At 61.0% G+C, this 21,745-nt stretch carries 22 protein-coding genes; 21 read left to right on the top strand and 1 reads right to left on the bottom strand.

Going from position 1 to position 21,745, the window contains the following annotated elements; translation table 11 throughout:
- Positions 1-10: 10 nt before the first annotated feature.
- The 15 genes from flgK (at position 11) to folD (ending at position 13,349) form a co-directional block, all read left to right on the top strand.
- Positions 11-1,498 (top strand): flagellar hook-associated protein FlgK, encoded by a 1,488-nt coding sequence (gene flgK / locus AF337_RS17555; RefSeq protein ID WP_049733070.1) that lies wholly within the window; start codon positions 11-13, stop codon positions 1,496-1,498.
- A gap of 3 nt (positions 1,499-1,501) precedes the next feature.
- Positions 1,502-2,554, top strand: a complete 1,053-nt coding sequence (locus AF337_RS17550; protein ID WP_049733069.1) for a flagellar hook-associated family protein — start codon at positions 1,502-1,504, stop codon at positions 2,552-2,554.
- 36 nt (positions 2,555-2,590) lie between these two features.
- Positions 2,591-2,938, top strand: a complete 348-nt coding sequence (gene flaF / locus AF337_RS17545; RefSeq protein ID WP_003570294.1) for a flagellar biosynthesis regulator FlaF — start codon at positions 2,591-2,593, stop codon at positions 2,936-2,938.
- Complete coding sequence (flbT, locus tag AF337_RS17540) at positions 2,935-3,384, top strand: flagellar biosynthesis repressor FlbT (protein WP_003570292.1); 450 nt, start codon at positions 2,935-2,937, stop codon at positions 3,382-3,384. Before flaF ends, flbT begins: the two co-directional genes overlap by 4 nt.
- Entirely contained in the window at positions 3,375-3,827 is a 453-nt protein-coding gene (flgD, locus tag AF337_RS17535; protein WP_049733068.1) for a flagellar hook assembly protein FlgD, read from the top strand. Before flbT ends, flgD begins: the two co-directional genes overlap by 10 nt.
- Positions 3,828-3,914: 87 nt before the next feature.
- On the top strand, positions 3,915-4,181 hold the full coding sequence (gene fliQ, locus AF337_RS17530; RefSeq protein ID WP_003588518.1) for a flagellar biosynthesis protein FliQ: 267 nt from the start codon (positions 3,915-3,917) through the stop codon (positions 4,179-4,181).
- Between the two features lie 190 nt (positions 4,182-4,371).
- Positions 4,372-6,459: a flagellar biosynthesis protein FlhA gene (gene flhA, locus AF337_RS17525; RefSeq protein WP_049733067.1), complete on the top strand. Its 2,088-nt coding sequence runs from the start codon at positions 4,372-4,374 to the stop codon at positions 6,457-6,459.
- Positions 6,456-7,208: a flagellar biosynthetic protein FliR gene (fliR, locus tag AF337_RS17520; RefSeq protein WP_049733066.1), complete on the top strand. Its 753-nt coding sequence runs from the start codon at positions 6,456-6,458 to the stop codon at positions 7,206-7,208. Before flhA ends, fliR begins: the two co-directional genes overlap by 4 nt.
- Before the next feature lie 4 nt (positions 7,209-7,212).
- Positions 7,213-7,626 carry a hypothetical protein gene (locus tag AF337_RS17515; protein ID WP_049733065.1) on the top strand — a complete coding sequence of 138 codons (414 nt, stop codon included), beginning with the start codon at positions 7,213-7,215 and terminating at the stop codon, positions 7,624-7,626.
- Positions 7,627-7,657: 31 nt separating this feature from the next.
- A complete protein-coding gene (locus AF337_RS17510; RefSeq protein WP_049733064.1) occupies positions 7,658-8,221 on the top strand; it encodes a rod-binding protein in 564 nt (187 codons plus the stop codon).
- A gap of 123 nt (positions 8,222-8,344) precedes the next feature.
- Positions 8,345-8,710, top strand: a complete 366-nt coding sequence (locus AF337_RS17505; protein WP_049733063.1) for a hypothetical protein — start codon at positions 8,345-8,347, stop codon at positions 8,708-8,710.
- Positions 8,710-9,249 carry a hypothetical protein gene (locus tag AF337_RS17500; RefSeq protein WP_049733062.1) on the top strand — a complete coding sequence of 180 codons (540 nt, stop codon included), beginning with the start codon at positions 8,710-8,712 and terminating at the stop codon, positions 9,247-9,249. The genes AF337_RS17505 and AF337_RS17500 overlap by 1 nt, the downstream gene beginning before the upstream one ends.
- Before the next feature lie 289 nt (positions 9,250-9,538).
- Positions 9,539-10,378 (top strand): WecB/TagA/CpsF family glycosyltransferase, encoded by an 840-nt coding sequence (locus AF337_RS17495; RefSeq protein ID WP_049733061.1) that lies wholly within the window; start codon positions 9,539-9,541, stop codon positions 10,376-10,378.
- A 161-nt stretch (positions 10,379-10,539) separates the two neighbouring features.
- A complete protein-coding gene (locus AF337_RS17490; RefSeq protein ID WP_049733060.1) occupies positions 10,540-12,330 on the top strand; it encodes a GumC domain-containing protein in 1,791 nt (596 codons plus the stop codon).
- Between the two features lie 119 nt (positions 12,331-12,449).
- Positions 12,450-13,349, top strand: coding sequence for a bifunctional methylenetetrahydrofolate dehydrogenase/methenyltetrahydrofolate cyclohydrolase FolD (folD, locus tag AF337_RS17485; protein ID WP_049733059.1), 900 nt, complete (start codon positions 12,450-12,452; stop codon positions 13,347-13,349).
- On the opposite strand, the gene AF337_RS17480 is transcribed toward folD, so the two are convergent.
- Positions 13,350-14,375, bottom strand: coding sequence for a LacI family DNA-binding transcriptional regulator (locus AF337_RS17480; RefSeq protein ID WP_049733058.1), 1,026 nt, complete (start codon positions 14,373-14,375; stop codon positions 13,350-13,352).
- Positions 14,376-14,674: 299 nt separating this feature from the next.
- On the opposite strand from AF337_RS17480, the gene AF337_RS17475 reads away from it, so the two are divergent.
- The 6 genes from AF337_RS17475 (at position 14,675) to AF337_RS17450 (ending at position 21,728) form a co-directional block, all read left to right on the top strand.
- On the top strand, positions 14,675-16,036 hold the full coding sequence (locus tag AF337_RS17475) for an ABC transporter substrate-binding protein (RefSeq protein WP_049733057.1): 1,362 nt from the start codon (positions 14,675-14,677) through the stop codon (positions 16,034-16,036).
- A gap of 186 nt (positions 16,037-16,222) precedes the next feature.
- Complete coding sequence (locus tag AF337_RS17470) at positions 16,223-17,236, top strand: carbohydrate ABC transporter permease (RefSeq protein ID WP_049733056.1); 1,014 nt, start codon at positions 16,223-16,225, stop codon at positions 17,234-17,236.
- Position 17,237: 1 nt separating this feature from the next.
- Positions 17,238-18,401: a carbohydrate ABC transporter permease gene (locus AF337_RS17465; protein WP_049733055.1), complete on the top strand. Its 1,164-nt coding sequence runs from the start codon at positions 17,238-17,240 to the stop codon at positions 18,399-18,401.
- 34 nt (positions 18,402-18,435) lie between these two features.
- Positions 18,436-20,088 (top strand): beta-galactosidase BglA, encoded by a 1,653-nt coding sequence (bglA, locus tag AF337_RS17460; RefSeq protein ID WP_049733054.1) that lies wholly within the window; start codon positions 18,436-18,438, stop codon positions 20,086-20,088.
- Between the two features lie 21 nt (positions 20,089-20,109).
- The gene (locus AF337_RS17455; protein ID WP_049733053.1) at positions 20,110-21,198 is read left to right on the top strand and encodes an ABC transporter ATP-binding protein; all 1,089 of its coding nucleotides are present in this window, start codon (positions 20,110-20,112) and stop codon (positions 21,196-21,198) included.
- Positions 21,199-21,374: 176 nt separating this feature from the next.
- Positions 21,375-21,728: a hypothetical protein gene (locus AF337_RS17450; RefSeq protein WP_003588490.1), complete on the top strand. Its 354-nt coding sequence runs from the start codon at positions 21,375-21,377 to the stop codon at positions 21,726-21,728.
- Positions 21,729-21,745 lie beyond the last annotated feature (17 nt).

Below are 21,745 nucleotides of genomic sequence, written 5' to 3'. Positions count from 1 at the left end.
CGGGTAAGCTATGTCGCTCACATCCGCACTTAATACCGCACAGAACATATTCAACAATACCGGCACGCAGAGCAGTGTCGTATCGAACAATATCTCGAATGCGGGCAATAAAGATTACGTGCGCCGGCAGGCGATGCTTACCACGTCCTTGAACGGCGCGCAGGTCGTCAAGATCGACCGGGCACAGGAAGATGCCCTGCTCCGCCAATATCTGAAGACCTCCTCGCAGGACAGCGCCCAGCAGGCATTGCTGGGCGGTCTGGAAGACCTCAAGTCGATCATGGGTGGCAACGACTACGAAACGTCGCCATCCACCTATCTCGGTGTTTTCCAGCAGAAGCTGCAGGCCTTCCGCACGACGCCGGGGAGCACCGTCGCCGCCCAGGGCGCCATCACCGCCGCCCAGGACGTCGCCAACTCGCTGAACAATGCTTCGCAGTCCGTTCAGGACGTCCGCGCCACCGCCGATAAGCAGATCGCCACCGACGTCGATAAGCTGAATACGCTGCTCAGTGACTTCGAAAAGGCCAACAACGCGGTGAAGACCGCCACGGCCTCGGGGGCGGATGCCTCCGGCGCTCTCGATGAACGCGAGAAGGCTCTCAAGCAGATTTCGCAGATCGTCGGCGTCAACGCGACGACGCGCGACAACAACGACATGGTGCTGAGCACCTCCGATGGGACGATCCTTTTCGAGACGGTCCCGCGCAAAGTGACGTTCAAGTCTCAGGATGTTTACAACGCCACGGTAACCGGCAATTCGGTCTATATCGACGGTGTGGCGCTGCCACGCGGCAGTGGATCGACGACGACGGCGCAGGGAAGCCTGCAGGCGCTCCTCCAGGTCCGTGACGAGATCGCTCCAAACTTCCAGAAGCAGCTCGACGAAGTCGCCCGCGGCCTGGTCTCGCTCTTCAAGGAGCAGAACACGGCGGCCGGCCCGGCCTATGTGCCCGGTCTCTTCACCTGGAGCGGCGGCACGGTGGATACCGGCGGCACTGCGATTGCCGGCATGGCCTCGACCATCACCGTCAGCAGCACCGTCATCACCGCGCAGGGCGGCGATCCGATGCGCCTGCGCGATGGCGGCATCAACGCCAACGGCCTCGTCCTCAATCCGACCCACCTCAGCGGCTATACGACTGAACTCGACCGTCTCTATACGGCGCTGGGGTCCGACATCGATTTCGATCCGGCGGCAGGACCGGCCGTCGGTTTCGACGCCACGACGGGCATCGATTCCAACGTCAGCATCATGGAATACGCCACCAATTCCCTCGGTTGGCTCGAGCAGTATCGCAGCAACGCCACGACGGCGGCGGAAAACAGCTCGGCGGCGCTGTCGCGCTCCGACGAAGCCTATTCCAATGAGACCGGCGTCAACCTCGACGAGGAGCTGACGCTGCTCCTCGACATAGAGCAGTCCTACAAGGCGGCGACCAAGATCCTGAACGCCGTCGACGAAATGTTGAAGTCATTGCTGGATATTGCGAGTTAAGCCATGAAGAGCTCATTTATTTCAAGTTCGGCCATTCAGAATGCGATGCGACTGACGATCCGTCAGGGGCAGAACCAGATGACCAAGGCGACGATGGAAGCAACGACGGGTGTCTATGCGGATATCGGCGTCTCGCTCGGCGGCAATGCCGCGAGAAGCGTCGACTTCACCCGCGAGACCGACCGGATCGACTCGATCAAAGCAAGCAATTCGCTCGTCACTGCCCGCATGGAATCCTCGCAGCTCGGCCTTTCCAAAATGAAGGACGTCGGCGATGGCCTGGTTTCGAAGCTGACAGCGCTCCAGGGCAGCCACGATCCCGGCAGCGTCACCGTCGCCATCCAGTCGGCGACCAGCGCGCTGTCCACCATGATGGACACGGCCAATACCATGGTGAACGGCGAATATCTGTTCTCCGGCATCAACACCGACGTGCAGCCGCTGACCGACAAGACGACGGCGACGAGCGCCGCCATCGTTACGGCGCTGAACAACTATGCAGCCGGTCTCGCGCCGCCGAAGGCGGTCAGCGCTCTCACAGGCGCCGAGATGGAAACCTTCATCACGGGGACGGTGGAGCCGATGTTCAGCCAGGCAAACTGGACCAATGCGACGACCGGCTGGTCGCAGGCATCGAGCCAGAACATGACGAGCCGCATCAGCAATTCCGAAGTGATCGAATCCTCGACCAACGCCAATTCCGAAGGCATGCGCTACATGGCGCTCGCCTCGGTGATGACCTCGGCTCTGCTCGGCCAGAACCTCAGCAGCGATGCGATGAGCACTGTGTCGAAGCAGGCGATCACCTACACGACGAAGGCGACCAGCGGCCTGGTGACGCAGGCAAGCCAGCTCGGCCTTTCCCAGGAGCGCGTCAAGAAGTCCAACGACGCCCTCGACGCCCAGTCGAATATCATCAAGAACAAGCTCGTCGATCTCCAGGGCGTCGATCCCTACGAGGCTTCGACCCTCGTCAAGACTTTGGAAACGCAGCTTGAAACGGCTTACACGATCGTCTCGAAGATCCAGCAGTTGAGTCTCGTAAACTACCTTTGATGAGCAAAGGCGCGCAAGATTAAGAAGGATGCATGAATGTATCAGTTCTCTTATGCCGAAGTCATGCAGGACTCGGTGGCCGACGCGAAAGAGCGGGAATGGCAGGTTCTTGACCGGTCCATAGATCTGCTGTCGTTGGCGCGCGACAAGGAAAAATACGGCCGGGAAGCCATCGAAGCCCTGTTTTATACGCGCCGGGTGTGGATCAGCTTCATCGAGGATTTGAAACATCCCGACAACCAGCTGGAGATCGAGCTCAGGGCCAACCTCATCTCGATCGCGATCTGGATATTGAAGGAATGCGACAGGATCCGAAAACGTCTGTCGAATAACTATCAGGGCATCATCGACGTTACCACCATCATCAGGGATGGACTTAAATGAAAAGTACACTTCGCATTTCTCTGAAAGCCGGAGAAAGAATCTTCATCAACGGCGCCGTCCTGCGTGTCGACCGTAAGGTCGCGCTGGAATTCCTGAATGATGTGACTTTCCTTCTCGAAAACCACGTCCTCCAGCCGGAAGGCGCCACCACGCCGCTGCGCCAGCTCTATTTCATCGCGCAGATGATCCTCATCAATCCCGAGGGCAAGGACCACTCGACGGCGATGTTCCGCAAGTCGATCACCATGCTGCTCACCTGCTTCAAAAACGAGGAAATCCTCGCCGAGCTGAAGCGCATCGATGCGCTCGTCTCGACCGGCCGCGCTTTCGATGCGTTGAAGGCGATCCGCGGCCTCTACGCGATCGAAGACAATATCCTCAACAACCACGAAATGCCGCCGACGATGGTCGAGCAGATTCGCAGGGAGATTGCACCATGGCGGTAGATGCAACATCAAGCGTGACCTCGACGGGTACGACAGGCACGACAAATTCCGCCCAGCAGAAAGCGACGCTGAATTACGACAATTTCCTTCAGCTGCTCATCGCGCAGATGAAGAACCAGGATCCGACCGATCCGGTCGACGCCAGCGAGCAGATGTCACAGCTGGCAAGCTTCTCGCAGGTCGAGCAGACGATCCAGACCAACACCAAGCTGGATACGCTGCTGTCAAGCTCGAGCCTCACCCAGGCCAGCAGCTACGTCGGCAAATACATGGAAAGCGCAGACGGCACCGTCAAAGGCACCATCGAATCCGTCAAGGTTTATTCCGACGGCATCATTGCGACGACCACGGATGGCGGTAAGATACTCGTGCAGGCGGGAATCACCGTTGCTGACAAGGCGCCGACCACGACGACCACGACCAGCGACAGCAGCGATACCTGATAGCACGGCGCCGATGCGTCGGTGACACCAATCATAGCAGCTCGGCCTCGGCGGGGCTGCTTCAAGGCGATATGAGGTTGCCTTCAGATGAATGAAGCTGATGCATTGGATCTGTTCCAGGCTGCGATCTGGACCGTCCTGATTTCTGCCGGTCCCGCCGTCATCGCTGCGATGGTGGTGGGTCTCATCATCGCCTTGATCCAGGCGCTGACCCAGGTGCAGGAAGCAACACTGACCTTCGTGCCGAAGATCGTCGCGGTGCTGATCACCGTCGGCGTCACCGCACCCTTCGTTGGCTCGCAGGTCTCGATTTTCACCAATCTGGTCTTCTCGCGCATCCAGTCCGGTTTCTAGAGCAATTCCAGCAAAAGTGCGCAGCGGTTTTGCGTCCGGGATTGCGTGGAAACAAAAGCTAAGAGCGGTTCTGCGCTTCCATGAAAAGCTGAACCGCTCTGAGCCACCTTCGCGCAAGCTTCGCCATTTAACTCTCGATCCGAATTGGGCGGACCGAGTCCGCCTCCTCTCATGAAGAGACGGAACTGTTATGGCGCAACCACCTGCACTCCCCCTTCCGAAAGTCGCCCCGAGCCTGCGCGATGTCGGTTTTGCCCTCGGCATCATCGGCATCATCTGCATTCTCTTCCTGCCGATCCCGCCATTCCTGATCGACATGGGACTGGCCTTCTCGATCGCCTTCTCGGTGTTGATCCTGATGGTCGCGCTGTGGATCCAGAAACCGCTCGATTTCTCGTCTTTCCCGACCATTCTGCTGATCGCGACGATGACCCGGCTGGCGCTGAACATCGCGACGACGCGCGTCATCCTGTCCCACGGCAATGAAGGCCACGACGCCGCCGGCGGCGTCATCGCCGGTTTCGCAAGCCTGGTGATGTCCGGCGACTTCGTTATCGGTCTGATCGTCTTCCTGATCCTCATCACCATCAACTTCATCGTCATCACCAAGGGCGCCACGCGTATCGCCGAAGTCGGCGCGCGCTTCACGCTCGACGCCATCCCCGGCAAGCAGATGTCGATCGACGCCGATCTTTCGGCCGGCATCATCGATGAAAGGGAAGCCCAGCGCCGCCGCAGAGAGCTCGAAGAGGAAAGCTCCTTCTTCGGTGCGATGGACGGTGCCTCGAAATTCGTGCGCGGCGATGCCGTCGCCGGCCTCATCATCACCGCCATCAACGTTTTCGGCGGCATCATCATCGGCTATTTCCGCCACGGCATGCCGATCGGCGAAGCGGCCGACGTCTTCGTCAAGCTCTCCGTCGGCGACGGCCTCGTCTCGCAGATGCCGGCCCTCATCGTCTCGCTCGCCGCCGGCCTGCTCGTCTCGCGTGGCGGCACCACCGGCTCCACCGACCAGGCTGTCGTCAACCAGTTGAGCGGTTATCCCCGCGCGCTCTCCGTTTCGGCCGTGCTGATGTTCGTCCTGGCGCTGATGCCGGGCCTGCCATTCGTCCCCTTCGTAATCCTCGGCAGTCTTCTGGCCTTCGGCGCCTGGTTCATCCCGCGTCAGGTCGAGGCTGAAAACAAGGTTCGCCGCGAGCAGGAGGAGAAGAAGGTCGTCCAGAGCAAGGAGCTGGAAAAGGATTCGGTCAAGTCGGTGCTGCGCACCTCCGAGATCGAGCTCGCACTCGGCAAGATGGTTTCGACCCGCCTGCTCGGCGCCCACCAGGAGCTCGCCTTCCGCGTCGGCAAGATGCGCAAGAAGTTCGCCACGCAATACGGTTTCGTCGTGCCGGAGATCAAGGTCACCGACGATATCGCCATTGCCGAGAAGTCCTACCAGATCCGCATCCACGGCACGACGGTCGCCTCCAACCTCTTGCGCGTCGGTGAAGTTCTCGTCGTTACCGGCGCCGGCCGCCGGCCGAGCATCCCCGGCGACGAAATCCGCGAACCAGCCTTCGGCATGCCGGCCGTCTCGATCCTCGAAAACTTCGCCGACGATCTGAAACGCGAGGGCTTCCAGCCGATCGACAACGTCTCGGTCGTGCTGACCCATATGAGCGAGGTCATCCGCAACAACCTGCCGCAGCTTCTGTCCTACAAGGACGTCAAGGTGCTGATCGATCGTCTCGACCCCGAATACAAGAAGCTCGCCGACGAGATCTGCTCGTCGCACATGTCCTATTCGGGCCTGCAGGCGGTGCTCAAGCTGCTGCTTGCCGAACGCGTGTCGATCCGCAACCTGCACCTTATCCTGGAAGCAGTGGCCGAACTCGCCCCGCATGTCAGGAAGACCGAGCAGATCGTCGAGCATGTCCGCATCCGCATGGCCCAGCAGCTTTGCGGCGACCTCGCCGACAATGGCGTGCTGCGCGTGCTGAGGTTGGGCAGCAAATGGGATCTCGCTTTCCACCAGGCACTGAAGCGCGACGCCAAGGGCGAGGTGATCGAATTCGACATAGATCCACGCAGCCTGGAGGAGTTCAGCGAACAGGCCACCAAAGTTATCCGTGAGTTCATGGATCGCGGCCTGCCATTCGCACTTGTCACCTCGCCGGAAACACGCTCCTATGTGCGCATGATCATCGAACGGCTGTTCGCCACGCTCCCGGTCCTGTCGCATGTCGAACTGGCCAAGGGCATCGAGATAAAGATTTTGGGCTCTATTTCATGATAACAGACCCGCAAGGGACCGTTCTCGCGCTGTTTCTGGTTTTCTGCCGGATCGGCGGCTGTGTGCTGGCTCTTCCGGGTTTTTCCTCGGCGCGTGTGCCCGAACAGCTGCGCGTCTTCATCGCCGTCGCACTGTCGATCGCAGTCATGCCTCTGCTCTGGGATACTGTCTATCCGGCCGTTCACACCGGTTCCGGAACCTATATCGGCCTGATCTTCAGCGAATCGCTGATCGGCGTGATGTACGGCATGCTGGCGAGGATCTACACGCTCGGCATGCAGTTCGCCGCCTCGATCCTTGCCACGATGGTCGGATATACCCAGCCGGGCTCCACCGACATCATCGAAGATTCGCCGGAGACCAGCCTTTCCGCCTTTATCACGTTTGCCGGCATCATGATCCTCTTCATCATGGATTTCCATCACATCGTCTTCCGCGCGCTGATCGATTCCTACACGACCATGCCCTTCGGCGGCCTGATGCAGATGCGCGCGACGCTGATCTCCTTTACCGACACCCTGGAGCAGACCACCTACATCATGCTGCGGCTGTCGAGCCCGTTTTTGATCTACGCCATGATCTTCAACGTCTCGATCGGCTTCATCAACAAGCTGGCGCCGCAGATCCCGGTCTACTTCATCTCGACGCCCTATCTGCTGATGGGCGGGCTGTTCCTGATCTATTTCTCGATTGCAGCGTTGGTCAGCCAGTTCGGCCAGTCCTTCGGCTCGATCTATATCGGGCGATGAGACGATGGCCGAAAAGAACCGCTCCCAGAAGCTCAAGCGACTGCTCTCGGTGCAGCGGCATATCGAAAGGATGGCCGAGAACGATCTGGCCGAAACCAGCCGCCAGCGCGTCGAGGTCAATGCGGCGATGGACGACGTCATCGTCGCTCTCGGCTCGATGGATCCGGTTCACCACGCCTTCTCGCAGAATTACGCCGATCGATTCGGCAGGCTCTCCATCAAGGACCAGCAGCTGACAGGCATGCAGCAGGTCCACGAGATGCGGCTGGCGCGCGAGCGCGCCAAGGGCGACCGTTTCGAAGAAGGCATGAAGGAGGCCCTCGAGGCCGAGCGCCGCGAGGCCGACGACAACGCCGTCTACGATGTCATCGACCAGCAATTCGCAACACCAGCCTCCAGCAAGCTTCAAAACCCATAGTCGCTGCAATCTTAATTTAGAGGATTGTAACGTGGCTATTTCGCCCCCCAGTGATCTGGTCCTGGACGTTGTCAAAGCTGCCGACCCCAGGGAGGTTCAGGCGGCCCAGGAAAAATTGAAGGCAAATCGTGCGGCCTTTGCCGCAACGAGCCTCGCCGAGAACGGCAAGGGCTTCTCCAATACGGTCGATGTTCTCGACCATATCGGCCAGAAGAGCGGCCTCAACAACATCCAGAACCGCACCAAGGCTGAGGAAGTCCCGGAAAGCTACCGGAAATTCGAGGCCATGGTTCTGCAGAATTTCGTCAAGTCCATGCTGCCGAGCGAAAGCGAAGACGTCTATGGCAAGGGCGCGACCGGCGATATCTGGAAAGGCATGATGGCCGAACAGCTCGGCAACACCATGGCCAAGGGCGACGGCATCGGCATCGCCAAGCAGATGTACAGCGAGCAGCTGCGCCGGCAGGAAGGCAAGATCGTCAATGCCTCGACCGATAACGATGACCGCAATACTGCGATCAGCATGATCGACGACTTCCAGCGCAAGACATTCGGCACGCCGACCGCCGAAGCCAAGACCGATAGAACGGGATGATTTTAGGCCCGTTGGCCTGAAATCTGAATCCGCTTCTCAATTGAAGAGTTAGAGCACGCTGCCGTCCGAAACCGCGCACAGTTTTCGGCATCATGCTCCAAGCGACGCATAACCGAGGGTACAATGGAAATAGTTTCGAACGAATACAGGATCAAATCCGTTCTCGGACGCCTCGAAATGATCATCGACAATGAGAACACCCGGATCGGCAGCGATCCGCAGTTCGATCTCAAGGTCTCCAATGCGCATAAGAGCCGCTGCCTCTACGAGCTGTCGATGCTTTTCCGCGACACCGATCCGGCCGAGCTTGCCGCTGCCCATCTCGATCAGCTGCATGGCCTGAAGAAGAAGTTGGTTCTCAATGCACGTCGGGTCGAGGCGCATCTCGAAGCGGTTCGCGCTGTTGCCGATCTGCTGAAGAACGCCGTTCAGGACGCCGATGCCGACGGCACCTATTCCCAGGAACAATTCGCCACGCGTGGAAACTGATGGTCAAGCTCGTCCTTACCGGTGTCTGGGTTTGCGCCATCACCTTGGCATCGGTCTATTTCTCGGTGTATCTGGCGACCGCGCCGGCGCCCGCGGCCACTGATTCCAAGCAGAGCGCGCTTGAACTGGTGAAGGGTGAAACGATCACCGTACCCATCATCGGCGACGGCGCGATCACCGGCTACTTTCTCGGCCGCGTTTCCTTCATGATGAACAAGGAAATGCTGAAGGGCGTGACGCTGCCGCTCGCCGAGATGACCACGGACGAGCTTTTCAGCCTGCTCGTCGGTAACAAGATGGTCGATATCGCCCATATCAAATCCTTCGATCCGAAGGTCTTCCGCGAAGAGATCAAGAAGGGCATGAACGAGCGTCTCGGTGGCGACTATGTCGCCGAGGTGATGCTGGAGCAGCTCGACTATCTCTCCAAGGAAGACGTCAAGGAAAGCTCCGCCGGGCAGCCGAAGAAGGTGGGCACACCCGTCAAGATCGTCGAGACCGCACCGACCGGCGAAGCGCCGGCGCCGGCCGCCCACTAATATTCAGAATAGCATCGACGAAAACGGCGCCGCGGGGCGCCGTTTTTCGTTTGGCGCATGTGGTTAACAAACCACTTATGCGAGCATGGAAATTCAAGGGATTTTCCTAAGGGTTGTTTGAAACCGTCCTGTTATACAGATGTCACAGCCCGGCAGTGCCGCCTTCCGAGATCGGAGCGACGCCGTCCGGGCGCGATGCGGCCGGTTCTTCCAGGAACCTGCGCTGCGCAATGATGGGCTTGTTTTCCGGGATGTCGGGCGCATGCAGCACCCTCGGCAGGAGGTAGGAATGAATCTGATTGCAAACTTCGCGGTGCTCGCATCGCGGCGGACGATCTTCGATCTGCCGGTCTGCGATCTCGGCTGGGATGACGCCCTCGTTTTCATCAACGAACTGGCCTCCATCCCCGTCGGCCAGACCGTGGTTTGCTTCGTCAACGCCCACAACATGCTGACGGCGCTGCGCGACGACGAATACTACCGGATCATGTCGCACAATCTGGTGCTGCCGGATGGCATCGGCCTCAACATCGCATCGCAGATCGCCCATGGTTCGCCGTTTCCCGCCAATCTGAACGGCACCGATTTCGTGCCAGCCTTCCTGACCTTCATGGAGGCTCCGCGCCGCATCGGCCTGATCGGCGGCACGCGTGCGGTCGTCGAGGCGGCAGCGGAAAATTTCCGTAAACATACGCCCTGGCATGAATTCGTCGTCATTTCCGACGGCTTTTTCGACAAGGTCGATTCCACCGAGGTTACCGAGGAGATCGAGCGCCAGAAGCTCGACATCCTGATCGTCGGCATGGGAACGCCGCTGCAGGAGAAATGGGTCCACGACAATATCCGTGCCGATCATGCGCGCCTGGTGCTGACGGTCGGCGCCCTCTTCGACTTCGTCTCCGGCGCCGTCCCGCGTGCGCCGAGGACGGTGCGGATGATGCGCCTGGAATGGGCCTATCGGCTGCTGCAGGAGCCGACTCGCCTCTGGCGCCGCTACGTCATCGGCATCCCGGTCTTTCTCTTCCATGTGCTGCGCTATCGCTTTCAACGGCGTGAAAGGATCCTCAGCCATCCGGAAGAGCCGGCCACCGCGCTGCAGCCGCGGTCAGACCGCAAGAAAGCAAGCTGACGCGATAGACATCCTCAAATCGGTTCCGGTTTGAGGAGCTATGCTCAGTTCTTACACGCTGCGGTTAACCATTTCTTTGCCATGAATATTTAGACTGGCTTAATCATCTGCATCCGTGCGGATGAGCGAATTCGGCCATCATGTGCATGAGATGTGGCGCAATGTACGATATCAGGGCCAGAAGCAGCTTTCACGATCGCGCGGCCGCCCGGCCGCCGGCGCCCGCACCGGTGCGCGCCCATGACGATCGTTATGATGTGCCCTTGAGATTGCCCCAGTCGAACCGCGCCGATATCGCCCCGCCCGAGGCCGAATTGCTGCGCGCCATCGGCCGCGCGCTGGAAGAGCAGCGCGCCAACGCGGCGCGCACGGCGCCGCTGGTTGATCGCATCGAAACCATCCTCGGCAATCGTCTGCGGGCCGCCAACGACATCGGCCATCCGCTTCTTCAGGAACAGCCGCGCCGCGAAGAACCGGCTGCTCCGGCCATCCAGCCGATGATCTCGCCGGAACCGCTGGCCGCGATCCGGCAGGAAGCGGCCGAGCTCCGCGCGGCAGCGCCCCGGCGGCGCGTCGGCGGCATTTCTATTGCGATGACGGTCGCCGCGGCGACGACGATCGGCGCCGGCCTGCCGGCGCTGATGCCAGCTTCGCCAACCCTCTACCGCGCCGAAGCGACGTTTGCGGTGAAGACCGATGCCGCAAGCCGGGCCGCCTTCACGCAGGCTGCGGCGAAAGGGCTGATGTCGGCGCGGGTGGTTGCTTCGACGGTCGCCGCCCTGAAACTCGATCATGATCCCGAATTTGCCGGCCCCCGGGCCAATGCGCTTGGCGTTGCGCTCGATCTGCTCTCGGCGACCGGGGCAGCCGCCGATCCGGCCTCGCGCGCCGAGGCGACGTTGAAGCATGCCGTGGAGATACTGCCCGATGCCGCCGCCGGCACGATCCTCGTGCGGGTGACGACCGGCGACAGCGGTAAATCCATGCGCATCGCCGCAAGGCTTGCCGAAGCGGTTTCCCCGGCAGACGGACCTGACGGCAACGCCGAAACCGACGCCGCCTTGCGCAAGGCCTATGACGAGGCGAAAGCCGAACTGACGGCCTTCACGGCAAAGAGCGGCGAGGGCAACGTCAAGGTGGCGGTCGATCTTCGCCGCCAGATCGACCGGCTCGATGCCGATCTGAAAGAGGCCGATCAGACTATCCTCAGCGCCAAGGCGCAGGCCGACCGGTTGAAAGCCGCAAAACTTGCCGGCGTGCTCGACGGTTCGCTCCCCTCCGATATGCTCTCGCCGGCGCTGCAGGACTGGCGCGACAAATATGCGGTTGCCAGAACTGCACTTGCGCAGCTTTCGGCCGAACTCGGCCCGCGCCATCCCCGCCTGTTGCAGCAGCAGGCCGAAACCGATGGTCTGAAGGACAAGATGGGCAAGGAGCTTGCCCATCTTGTCCAGGCCGCCAACGCCGCCGCCAAGGCGGCCGTCGATGCGCGCAAGGGCTTGAACGACCGCCGCAACACGCTGATCGCGCAAAGCCGGGATACCCGCGTCGATCTTGCCCGGCTGACCGAACTCAGCGAGAAGGCGACCGCCGCGCGTTCGCGCCTGGAGGATGCGGCGTCCGCTTCGACCGGAACGGTCGCCGACGGCCATATCGCCCTCATCAAGCCGGCACGGGCAACGACGGTATCGGCGCCCGACGGCAGCGCCGGCCGCTTGCTGACCGGCGCTGCCGCGGGGCTTGCCGCCGGTCTTGCTGCGGCTCTCCTGCTGCGCCTGCGTAAACCCATGGCAGCTCCCGAAAAGGAATCCCCACCGCTGTCTTCGCCGCCGCCGGCACCGCAACCGGTCCCAACCGCGGTCGACGAGATGGAGGTGCTGCGCTCCGAAATCTCCGGCCTGCGCGAGCGGCTTCTTGTTCATGGCCCCGAAGCGCGGCAGCCGCTGCGCTGACCAATCATTTCTTGCATTTTTGATATTGCCTTGCTGCTTTCCGACAGGATAGGGCGTTAGCGGGCATTTGACGCTCGCCGACTATCCATAGATTGGCGCGAAACAGGGCGGAGAGACGCGTGACGACAGTAATCGACGGCAAGAACGTAGCTGCATCGGTCATTCAGACGGTCAAGAGTGCGACGGCAGCGCTGGAAAAGAGCAGCGGCGTCACCACCGGCCTTGCGGTCGTCATCGTCGGCGACGATCCGGCAAGCCACGCCTATGTCGGTTCCAAGGGCCGCATGGCCAAGGAATGCGGTTTCAAGTCTGTTCAGCACACGTTGCCGGCCGAGACCAGCCAGGCGGATCTGGCAGCCCTCGTCGCCACTCTCAACGCCGATCCATCGATCCACGGCATCCTGGTGCAACTGCCTTTGCCGAAGCCGCTCGACAGCGAGCCGATCATCCAGGCGATCCTGCCGGAAAAGGACGTCGACGGCCTGAGCATCGCCAATGCCGGCAAACTCGCCATCGGCGACCTGAAGACCGGGCTGGTGTCCTGCACGCCGGCCGGCGCCATGGTCTTTGTCCGCCGCACCCATGGCGAGGATCTCTCCGGTCTCAACGCCGTCGTCATCGGCCGCTCCAACCTGTTCGGCAAGCCGATGGCGCAATTGCTGCTCAACGCCAATGCGACGGTGACGATCGCCCATTCGAGAACCAAGAACCTCGCCGAGGTCTGCCGCAACGCCGATATTCTGGTCGCCGCCGTCGGCCGGCCGGAGATGGTCAAGGCCGACTGGGTCAAGCCGGGTGCGACGGTCATCGACGTCGGCATCAACCGCGTGGCGGCCCCCGAAAGAGGCGAGGGCAAGACCCGGCTCGTCGGCGACGTCGCCTTCGCCGAGGTCTCCGAAGTCGCCAGCACCATCACCCCGGTCCCCGGCGGCGTCGGCCCGATGACCATCGCCATGCTGATGGCCAATACGGTCATTGCCGCGCATCGCGCCGCAGGGCAGACCCCCCCGCAGTTTTAATTATACCTGCGGGGCAGGGCCGGTCGAAGCCCGGACGATCAGTTCGGTCTTCCAGAGCTCCTGATCGGGGAAGGGACCCGCCTGCTTCACCGTGCCGATCAGCCGCTGGGCGATGCGAACGCCGGCGGCCCTGAGCGACGAGCGCGTCGTCGTCAGCGGCACGGAGAAGTTTTCCGGCTTCAAGAGCGGCAGCACGTCGTCATGGGCGATCAGCGAGATATCCTCGCCGAGCCGCAATCCCGCCTGGTTGGCCGCGCGGATCGCGCCGAGCGCCAGCACCGTGCTGGAGCAGAGGATGGCCGTCGGCCGCTCCGGCAGCTGCAGAAATTGTTCCATCGCCAGCAGGCCCTGCTCGTCCGTCATCAGCGCGTGGCTGACGCAGTTCTCGTCGAGCGCCAGCCCGCGCTCGGCAAGGGCCGCTGCGACGCCGTTCTTTCTGCGGATGGCGAAATCGAGATGCATCGGCCCGTTCATCAGCGCAAAGCGCGTATGGCCGAGCTGCAGCAGGAGCCGCGTCGCATCGTAGAAGGCGCCTTCATTGTCGATGTCGAGATAGGGATAATCGGGTTCCGAACCGAAGGAGCGGCCGTGCACGACATAGGGCATGGACAGCGATTTCAGCATGGCGAGCCGCGGATCGTGGGCCCTCATATAGGCGACGAACAGCGCATCGACATTGCCGCTGATCGCAAGGCGCCGGAGTGCTGCCACCTCGTCGTCCGGGTCGGCAGGCATGATGACGAAGTGGAAGTCGTGGCGCACCGCCTCTTCGCCCAGTCCGGCCAGGAATTCACCGAAATGCACGTCGGACTGGTGACCGGGCGCCGTCGGCATGACGAGGCCGATCGAGCCGGCCTTGCCGGTCGCAAGCCGCTGCGCCGCCTTGTTCGGCCGGTATCCGGTTTCCTTGACGGCCTGCAGCACGCGCTCCCGGGTCGCCTCATTGACCTCGGGATAGCCGTTGAGCGCTCGGCTCACCGTCGTCTGCGACAGCCCCAGCAATTCCGATAGCTGTTTGAGATTCACCTGCTATGCTTCCTCCCGGCCCGCCCGTCGGCCGTGTTAAAATGGCCTGCCGCCTCCCAGTGGCACCCAAAGCGCTTTCAATTATGTAGCATCTGGCGCGCTTGACTCAAGAAAAATCGCTCCATATTTCCCGATAGCCGCTGCTCGCGCCGCCATGACGGGCGTGTCCACAGCCGGTTTTCGTGAAATGACTTGACTCCGTTCCACCGAAAGTGGAATGAGTTGGGTGTCAAAGCGCTTTGAAATTTCTTTTAAAGGGAATTCGGCGCGGGTTGGGATTGTGATGGGAGGTTGATCACATGAAAAAGTCATTTTTGATGGGCGTTGCCGTGGCAGCGCTTTTTGCCGGTGCTGCGTCCGCGGCCGATCTGAAATTTGCCCCGGGACAGGATTCCAAGTTCAACTGGAAGAGCTATGACGAATTCAAGGCCGCTCATGCCGATCTGAAGGGCCAGCCGCTGACGATCTTCGGGCCGTGGCGCGGCGAGGACGAGGCGTTCTTCCAGAGCGTTCTTGCCTATTTCACCGAAGCGACCGGCATCGATGTCAAATACTCCTCGTCGGAAAACTACGAACAGCAGATCGTCATCGACACGCAGGCAGGTTCGCCGCCGAACATCGCCGTTCTGCCGCAGCCGGGTCTCCTTGCCGATCTCGCCAGCAAGGGCTTCTTGACGCCGCTCGGCGACGAAAACTCCAAGTGGATCAAGGACAATTACGGCGCCGGCGACAGCTGGGTCGGTTACGGCACCTATAAGGGCAAGGACGGCAAGGAAGCCTTCTACGCCTTCCCCTACAAGGCCGACGTCAAGTCGCTGGTCTGGTATGTTCCGGAGAACTTCGAGGAAGCCGGCTACAAGATCCCGACATCAATGGAAGAGCTGCATGCCCTGACCGATCAGATTGTCAAGGATGGCGGCGTTCCCTGGTGCATCGGTCTCGGTTCCGGTGGCGCCACCGGCTGGCCGGCGACCGACTGGGTCGAGGACATCATGCTGCGCACCCAGCCGCCTGAGGCCTACGACAAGTGGACGACCAACGAGCTGAAGTTTACCGATCCGGCCGTCGTTGCCGCGATCGACGAATTCGGCAAGTTCGCCAAGAACGAGAAATACGTCAATGGCGGCGTCGCGGCCGTGGCCTCGACCGACTTCCGCGACAGCCCGAAGGGTCTCTTCTCCGTTCCGCCGAAGTGCTACATGCACCATCAGGCCTCGTTTATTCCGTCCTTCTTCCCCGAGGGCACGAAGCTCGGCCAGGATGCAGACTTCTTCTACATGCCGACCTATGCTTCGCATCCCGAACTCGGCAAGCCGGTTCTCGGCGCCGGCACGCTCGTCTCGATCGCCAAGGACTCGAAGACGGCCCGCGCCTTCATCGACTTCCTGAAGACCCCGATCGCGCATGAGGTCTGGATGGCGCAGTCGAGCTTCCTGACCCCGTACAAGGGTGTCAGCACCGAGGCCTATGCCAACCCGCAGATGAAGAAGGAAGGCGAGATCCTGACCTCCGCCACCACCTTCCGCTTCGACGGTTCCGACCTGATGCCGGGCAAGATCGGCGCCGGCGCCTTCTGGACTGGTATGGTCGATTTCGTCGGCGGCAAGTCTGCTCAAGATGCTGCTGGCGAAATCCAGAGCGCCTGGGACGGCATCAAGTAATCCTGAAAATTATGCCGCCGGCTTGCCGGCGGCATGGCCTGCATGACTGGCCGGGTTCGCAAAGAGCCCGGCCATCGCGGGATATATTGTGATTGGGTAATGCACACAGATTGACGATGACCGGCGCTGACCCGTCAGAATAACAACCGGTCGCAATAAGATCAGGGGAAGCAGGGGAGGGACGAAATGCTGTCGCAGATAGTGTCCGCTTTGGGCGTCGTGGTCGTCGCCGTTTTCGCATGCTCGGCCTATTTTTACTTTTCGAACAAGATCCTGGATCTCGCTCTGCCGGTGAAGGATGGCGACATCCGAGCCGCATCGCGCAATCTCAACCGCCGTGCGCTCATCCGGCCGTGGTTGTTCGTCGGCCCGGCGCTCTTCCTGCTCATCGTCTATCTCGTCTACCCGGTCGTTGCGACCTTCATCCTCTCCTTCTACGACCGCGCCGGCCAGCAGTTCGTCGGCGTCGCCAACTACAGATGGGCGCTCGGCGACCGCGAATTCCGCCAGTCGATCTTCAACAACATCCTCTGGCTCGCCGTCGTGCCGGCCGCCTGCACCTTCTTCGGCCTGGTCATCGCCGTGATGACCGATCGCATCTGGTGGGGCAATATCGCCAAAAGCATCGTCTTCATGCCGATGGCGATCTCCTTCGTCGGCGCCTCGGTTATCTGGAAGTTCATCTATGAATATCGCGGCGGCAACGACGTCCAGATCGGCCTCTTGAACGCCATCGTCCAGACCTTTGGCGGCACGCCTGAGGTGTGGATCTCCGTTCCCTTCTGGAACAATCTCTTCCTGATGGTCATCCTGATCTGGATCCAGACCGGTTTTGCCATGGTCATCCTGTCGGCCGCCCTTCGCGGCATTCCCGAGGAGACGATCGAGGCCGCCGTCATCGACGGCGCCAATGGCTGGCAGATCTTCTGGCGCATCATGGTGCCGCAGGTCTGGGGTTCCATCGCGGTCGTCTGGACGACGATCACCATTCTCGTCCTCAAGGTCTTCGATATCGTGCTGACCATGACCAACGGCCAGTGGCAGACGATGGTGCTGGCCAATCTAATGTTCGACTGGATGTTCCGCGGCGGCGGTGATTCCGGCCGAAGTGCTGTTATCGCCATCATCATCATGCTCGCTGTCACGCCGATCATGGTCTGGAACGTGCGCCGCGCCAATCGCGAACTGAAGGGCCACTGAGATGACCGCTGCCGCAAGCTACTTCAAGATCGGCCCCGCCCGTCTTTTCGTTCACGCCGCCGTTCTCTTGATCGTCATCGTCTGGCTGATCCCGACGCTCGGCATCTTCGTCAGCGCGCTGCGCGACAAGGACCAGATCGTCGTCTCCGGCTGGTGGACGTCCTTCGTCGGCTCGACGCAAACCGTCGCCGTCCGCCTCGGCACAGCCGATCAGCAGCAGCAGGAAGGTGCTGCCTACGTCATTGCAGGCAATGTGCTTGAGGGCCAGACCGGCCGCTCGGTGAAGGCCTTCGGCAACCGCGTGCAGCAGCCGGCGGCCTTCGAAGCCGGTCAGACCGCCGATCTCGGTGACGGCGAAAGCCTGCTGATCAACAGCGACGGCAGCTACCGCTACATGAAGAACGCCGCCTTCTCGCCCGACGAGAGACCGCGGCGTATTTATGTCTCGGTCTCCGCGCCGCCGGAATTTACGCTGCAGAACTACAACACGGTTCTGAGAGGCGAGGGCATCGGCCAGTCCTTCATCAACTCGCTGACCGTGACGATCCCGGCGACGATCATCCCGATCCTGATTGCTGCTTTCGCCGCCTACGCGCTGAGCTGGATGGAGTTTCCCGGCCGTGCGCTGTTGATTGCGCTGGTCGTCGGCCTCATCGTCGTGCCGCTGCAGATGTCGCTGATCCCGCTGCTGCGCCTCTATAACGAGATCGGCTCCATGCTCGGCCAGCCGTCCAAGACCTATCCCGGCATCTGGTTTGCCCACACCGCCTTCGGCATGCCGCTCGCCATCTATCTCCTGCGGGCCTATATCGCCGGCCTGCCGAAGGAGATCATCGAATCCGCCCGCGTCGACGGCGCCAGCGACTTTGAGATCTTCACCCGCATCGTATTGCCTTTGTCCTTCCCGGCACTCGCCTCCTTCGCCATCTTCCAGTTCCTGTGGGTTTGGAACGACCTGCTCGTCGCCATGGTCTTCCTCGGCACCGACAAGGACCACCTCGTTCTCACAGGCAGCCTGAACGCGCTGCTCGGCTCGCGCGGCGGCAACTGGGAGATTTTGACGGCCTCGGCCTTCGTCACCATCATCGTGCCGCTGCTCGTCTTCTTCGGGTTGCAGCGTTATCTGGTGCGTGGCCTGCTGGCGGGTTCGGTCAAGGGAGGCTGACCATTTCCGAACGTGACTTCAGACAGGATATCCCATGAACGTGGCTCCCCAATCGATCTCGACCCCCGACAAGGACTGGTGGCGCGGCGCGGTGATCTATCAGATCTATCCGCGCTCCTACCAGGATTCCAACGGTGACGGCATCGGCGACCTCAAGGGCATCACCGCCCGCCTGCCGCATGTGGCAAGCCTCGGCGTCGATGCGATCTGGATCTCGCCCTTCTTCACCTCGCCGATGCGCGATTTCGGTTATGACGTGTCCGACTATGAGAATGTCGATTCGATCTTCGGCACGCTGGTGGATTTCGACACGATGATCGCGGAGGCCCATCGCCTCGGTATCCGGGTGATGATCGACCTCGTCATCTCGCACAGCTCGGATCAGCACCCCTGGTTCGTGCAGAGCCGTTCCAGCAAGACCAACGCCAAAGCCGACTGGTATGTCTGGGCCGACGCCAAGCCGGACGGGACGCCGCCGAACAACTGGCTATCGATCTTCGGCGGCTCGGCATGGGCGTGGGATCCGACGCGCATGCAATATTACCTGCACAACTTCCTGACCTCGCAGCCGGATATGAACCTGCATAATCCTGAGGTGCAGGACCGTCTGCTCGATGTCGTGCGCTTCTGGCTCAATCGTGGCGTCGACGGCTTCCGCCTCGATACCATCAACTTCTATTTCCACGACCCGCTGTTGCGCGACAATCCGGCATTGGCGCCCGAACGCCGCAACGCCTCGACGGCGCCGGCGGTCAATCCCTATAATTTCCAGGAGCATATCTACGACAAGAACCGGCCGGAGAACCTTGCCTTCCTGAAGCGCTTCCGCGCCGTTCTCGAGGAGTTCCCGGCAATCGCCGCGGTCGGCGAAGTCGGCGATAGTCAGCGCGGCCTCGAAATTGTCGGCGAATATACCTCCGGCAACGACAAGATGCACATGTGCTATGCCTTCGAGTTCCTGGCGCCCGATCCGCTGACGGCCGAGCGCGTCGAAGAGGTGATGCAGGATTTCGACGCCGCCGCACCCGACGGCTGGGCCTGCTGGGCCTTCTCCAATCACGACGTCATGCGCCATGTCAGCCGCTGGGGCGGTCTGGTCGCCGATCACGACGCCTTCGCCAAGCTCTACGCTTCGCTGCTGCTGACGCTGCGCGGTTCCGTCTGCCTCTATCAGGGTGAGGAGTTGGCGCTGACCGAGGCCGATCTCGCCTATCAGGATCTGCAGGATCCCTACGGCATACAGTTCTGGCCGGAATTCAAGGGCCGCGACGGCTGCCGCACGCCAATGGTCTGGGACAGCCAAGTCGCCCAGGGCGGCTTTTCCACGGTGAAACCCTGGCTGCCGGTGCCGGTCGAACATATCCTGCGCGCCGTCAGCGTCCAGCAGGGCGACGAGGCCTCGGTGCTGGAGCACTACCGCCGCTTCATCGGCTTCCGCAAATTGCACCCGGCCTTTGCCAAGGGCGAGATCGAATTCGAGGAGCCTCAGGGCGATGCCCTGATCTTCACCCGTGAATACGGCAATGAGAAGCTGCTCTGCATCTTCAACATGAGCCCGGCCGAAAGCGGCGTCACTTTGCCTGCGGGAGAATGGCAGGCGTTGACGGGGCATGGCTTTATCAGCAACAACTATGGCGACAAGATCGATATTCCGGCCTGGGGGGCGTATTTCGCCCGTCTCGCTTGAGGATCAGCAGGGGAGAGAGACATGACTGGACTGACGCTGAAGGATATCCGCAAATCCTACGGTTCCGTGGACGTTCTCCACGGGATCGACCTCGATATCAAGCAGGGCGAATTCATCGTCTTCGTCGGTCCGTCCGGCTGCGGCAAGTCCACGCTTCTGCGCATGATCGCCGGTCTCGAGGCGATCACCGGCGGCGAGATGTATATCGACGGCCATCTCGTCAATGACGTGCCGCCCTCCAAGCGCGGCATCGCCATGGTCTTCCAGTCCTATGCGCTCTACCCGCACATGACCGTCTTCGACAATATGGCTTTCGGCATGAAGATCGCCGGCGAAAGCAAGCAGGAGATCGACCGCCGCGTCAAGGCGGCGGCCGAGAGCCTGCAGCTGACCAAATATCTCGATCGCCTGCCGAAGGCGCTTTCCGGCGGCCAGCGCCAGCGCGTGGCGATCGGACGCGCCATCTGCCGCGATCCGAAGGTCTTCCTGTTCGACGAGCCGCTCTCCAACCTCGACGCCGCGCTGCGCGTCGCCACCCGCATCGAGATCGCCCGCCTGAACGAACAGATGGCCGATACGACGATGATCTACGTGACCCACGACCAGGTCGAGGCGATGACGCTCGCCGACCGCATCGTCGTTCTCTCCGCCGGCAATATCGAGCAGGTCGGCGCGCCGCTGGATCTCTATGAGCGTCCGGCCAACCTCTTCGTCGCCAAATTCATCGGCTCGCCGGCCATGAACATCATCCCGGCGACGGTCGCCGCAACTGGAAACCAGACGACGGTCACGCTGACCGGCGGCATGTCGGTGACCCTCGATGTGGCGACCGGTGCTTCCGAAGCCGGCAAGCCGGCAAGCTTCGGCGTTCGTCCGGAGGATCTGAGGATTGCCGATGGCGCCGACTATCTTTTCGAGGGCGAGGTATCGATCGTCGAGGCGCTCGGCGAAGTTACGCTGCTCTATATCGAAGGCTTGGTTCCGGGCGAGCCGATCGTCGTCAAGCTGCCCGGTATCTATGATGTGAAGAAGGGCCAGAAGATGCGATTTGCCGCCGACAGGCAGAAGCTGCATCTGTTTGACGCAACCGGCCATAGCTACCGGAAATGAGGCAGCCATTTTTGGGGTGATAATACCAGAAATTGTGCGTGACGGGCCGAATTCTCACTTTCTGTTAAAGATCGGCTGCTACCTTTTCCCAGTCAATTTATGAGGGGGATAAGCAAGTGGCCGCTTCCAATCCGTCACAGCCAAAATCTCATTTCCTGAGCAAGGAAGAATCCTTCATGTATGACCGCGAGCAGCGGTTCAAAATGGAGGACACGATGAACGCCGCGCGCATCGAATATACGGAAAAGGGCGTCATGCACGCGGCTTCGCGCCGCTGCGATATCGTCCGGATCTCGATGAGCAGCGCGACGCTCGCGATCCTCACCCAGTTCAACCTGCCGAAGCAGTTCTATCTGGATATTCCGGATGCCCGCATCACCAAGGTCGGCTGCATACTGATGAAGGTCAACGCCAACAATACGATTGAAGTCCGGTTCCTGCGCTTGCTGACGCAGAAGGAGCTGAACAAGATCTTCGTCTACAGCACCCATCCGGCGCATCGTGACTACGTGCTCGACATCCGCGCCTGAGCGATCCCAAGACTGAT

This window comes from Rhizobium ecuadorense, assembly GCF_001187535.1.
Taxonomy (GTDB): domain Bacteria; phylum Pseudomonadota; class Alphaproteobacteria; order Rhizobiales; family Rhizobiaceae; genus Rhizobium; species Rhizobium ecuadorense.
The sequence above is the reverse complement of the archived record's forward strand: the minus strand, read 5'-3'. Positions and strand labels throughout refer to the sequence as shown.

Bases quoted from the DNA above. Each gene is read 5' to 3' on its own strand.
- AF337_RS17550 (WP_049733069.1), top strand. From the start codon at position 1,502: ATGAAGAGCTCATTTATTTCAAGTTCGGCCATTCAGAATGCGATGCGA.
- fliR (WP_049733066.1), top strand. From the start codon at position 6,456: ATGATAACAGACCCGCAAGGGACCGTTCTCGCGCTGTTTCTGGTTTTC.
- flgD (WP_049733068.1), top strand. From the start codon at position 3,375: ATGGCGGTAGATGCAACATCAAGCGTGACCTCGACGGGTACGACAGGC.
- AF337_RS17495 (WP_049733061.1), top strand. From the start codon at position 9,539: ATGAATCTGATTGCAAACTTCGCGGTGCTCGCATCGCGGCGGACGATC.
- flaF (WP_003570294.1), top strand. From the start codon at position 2,591: ATGTATCAGTTCTCTTATGCCGAAGTCATGCAGGACTCGGTGGCCGAC.
- AF337_RS17490 (WP_049733060.1), top strand. From the start codon at position 10,540: ATGTACGATATCAGGGCCAGAAGCAGCTTTCACGATCGCGCGGCCGCC.
- flgK (WP_049733070.1), top strand. From the start codon at position 11: ATGTCGCTCACATCCGCACTTAATACCGCACAGAACATATTCAACAAT.
- bglA (WP_049733054.1), top strand. From the start codon at position 18,436: ATGAACGTGGCTCCCCAATCGATCTCGACCCCCGACAAGGACTGGTGG.
- flbT (WP_003570292.1), top strand. From the start codon at position 2,935: ATGAAAAGTACACTTCGCATTTCTCTGAAAGCCGGAGAAAGAATCTTC.
- AF337_RS17465 (WP_049733055.1), top strand. From the start codon at position 17,238: ATGACCGCTGCCGCAAGCTACTTCAAGATCGGCCCCGCCCGTCTTTTC.
- AF337_RS17505 (WP_049733063.1), top strand. From the start codon at position 8,345: ATGGAAATAGTTTCGAACGAATACAGGATCAAATCCGTTCTCGGACGC.
- AF337_RS17515 (WP_049733065.1), top strand. From the start codon at position 7,213: ATGGCCGAAAAGAACCGCTCCCAGAAGCTCAAGCGACTGCTCTCGGTG.
- fliQ (WP_003588518.1), top strand. From the start codon at position 3,915: ATGAATGAAGCTGATGCATTGGATCTGTTCCAGGCTGCGATCTGGACC.
- flhA (WP_049733067.1), top strand. From the start codon at position 4,372: ATGGCGCAACCACCTGCACTCCCCCTTCCGAAAGTCGCCCCGAGCCTG.
- AF337_RS17450 (WP_003588490.1), top strand. From the start codon at position 21,375: ATGTATGACCGCGAGCAGCGGTTCAAAATGGAGGACACGATGAACGCC.
- AF337_RS17455 (WP_049733053.1), top strand. From the start codon at position 20,110: ATGACTGGACTGACGCTGAAGGATATCCGCAAATCCTACGGTTCCGTG.
- AF337_RS17475 (WP_049733057.1), top strand. From the start codon at position 14,675: ATGAAAAAGTCATTTTTGATGGGCGTTGCCGTGGCAGCGCTTTTTGCC.
- AF337_RS17500 (WP_049733062.1), top strand. From the start codon at position 8,710: ATGGTCAAGCTCGTCCTTACCGGTGTCTGGGTTTGCGCCATCACCTTG.
- AF337_RS17470 (WP_049733056.1), top strand. From the start codon at position 16,223: ATGCTGTCGCAGATAGTGTCCGCTTTGGGCGTCGTGGTCGTCGCCGTT.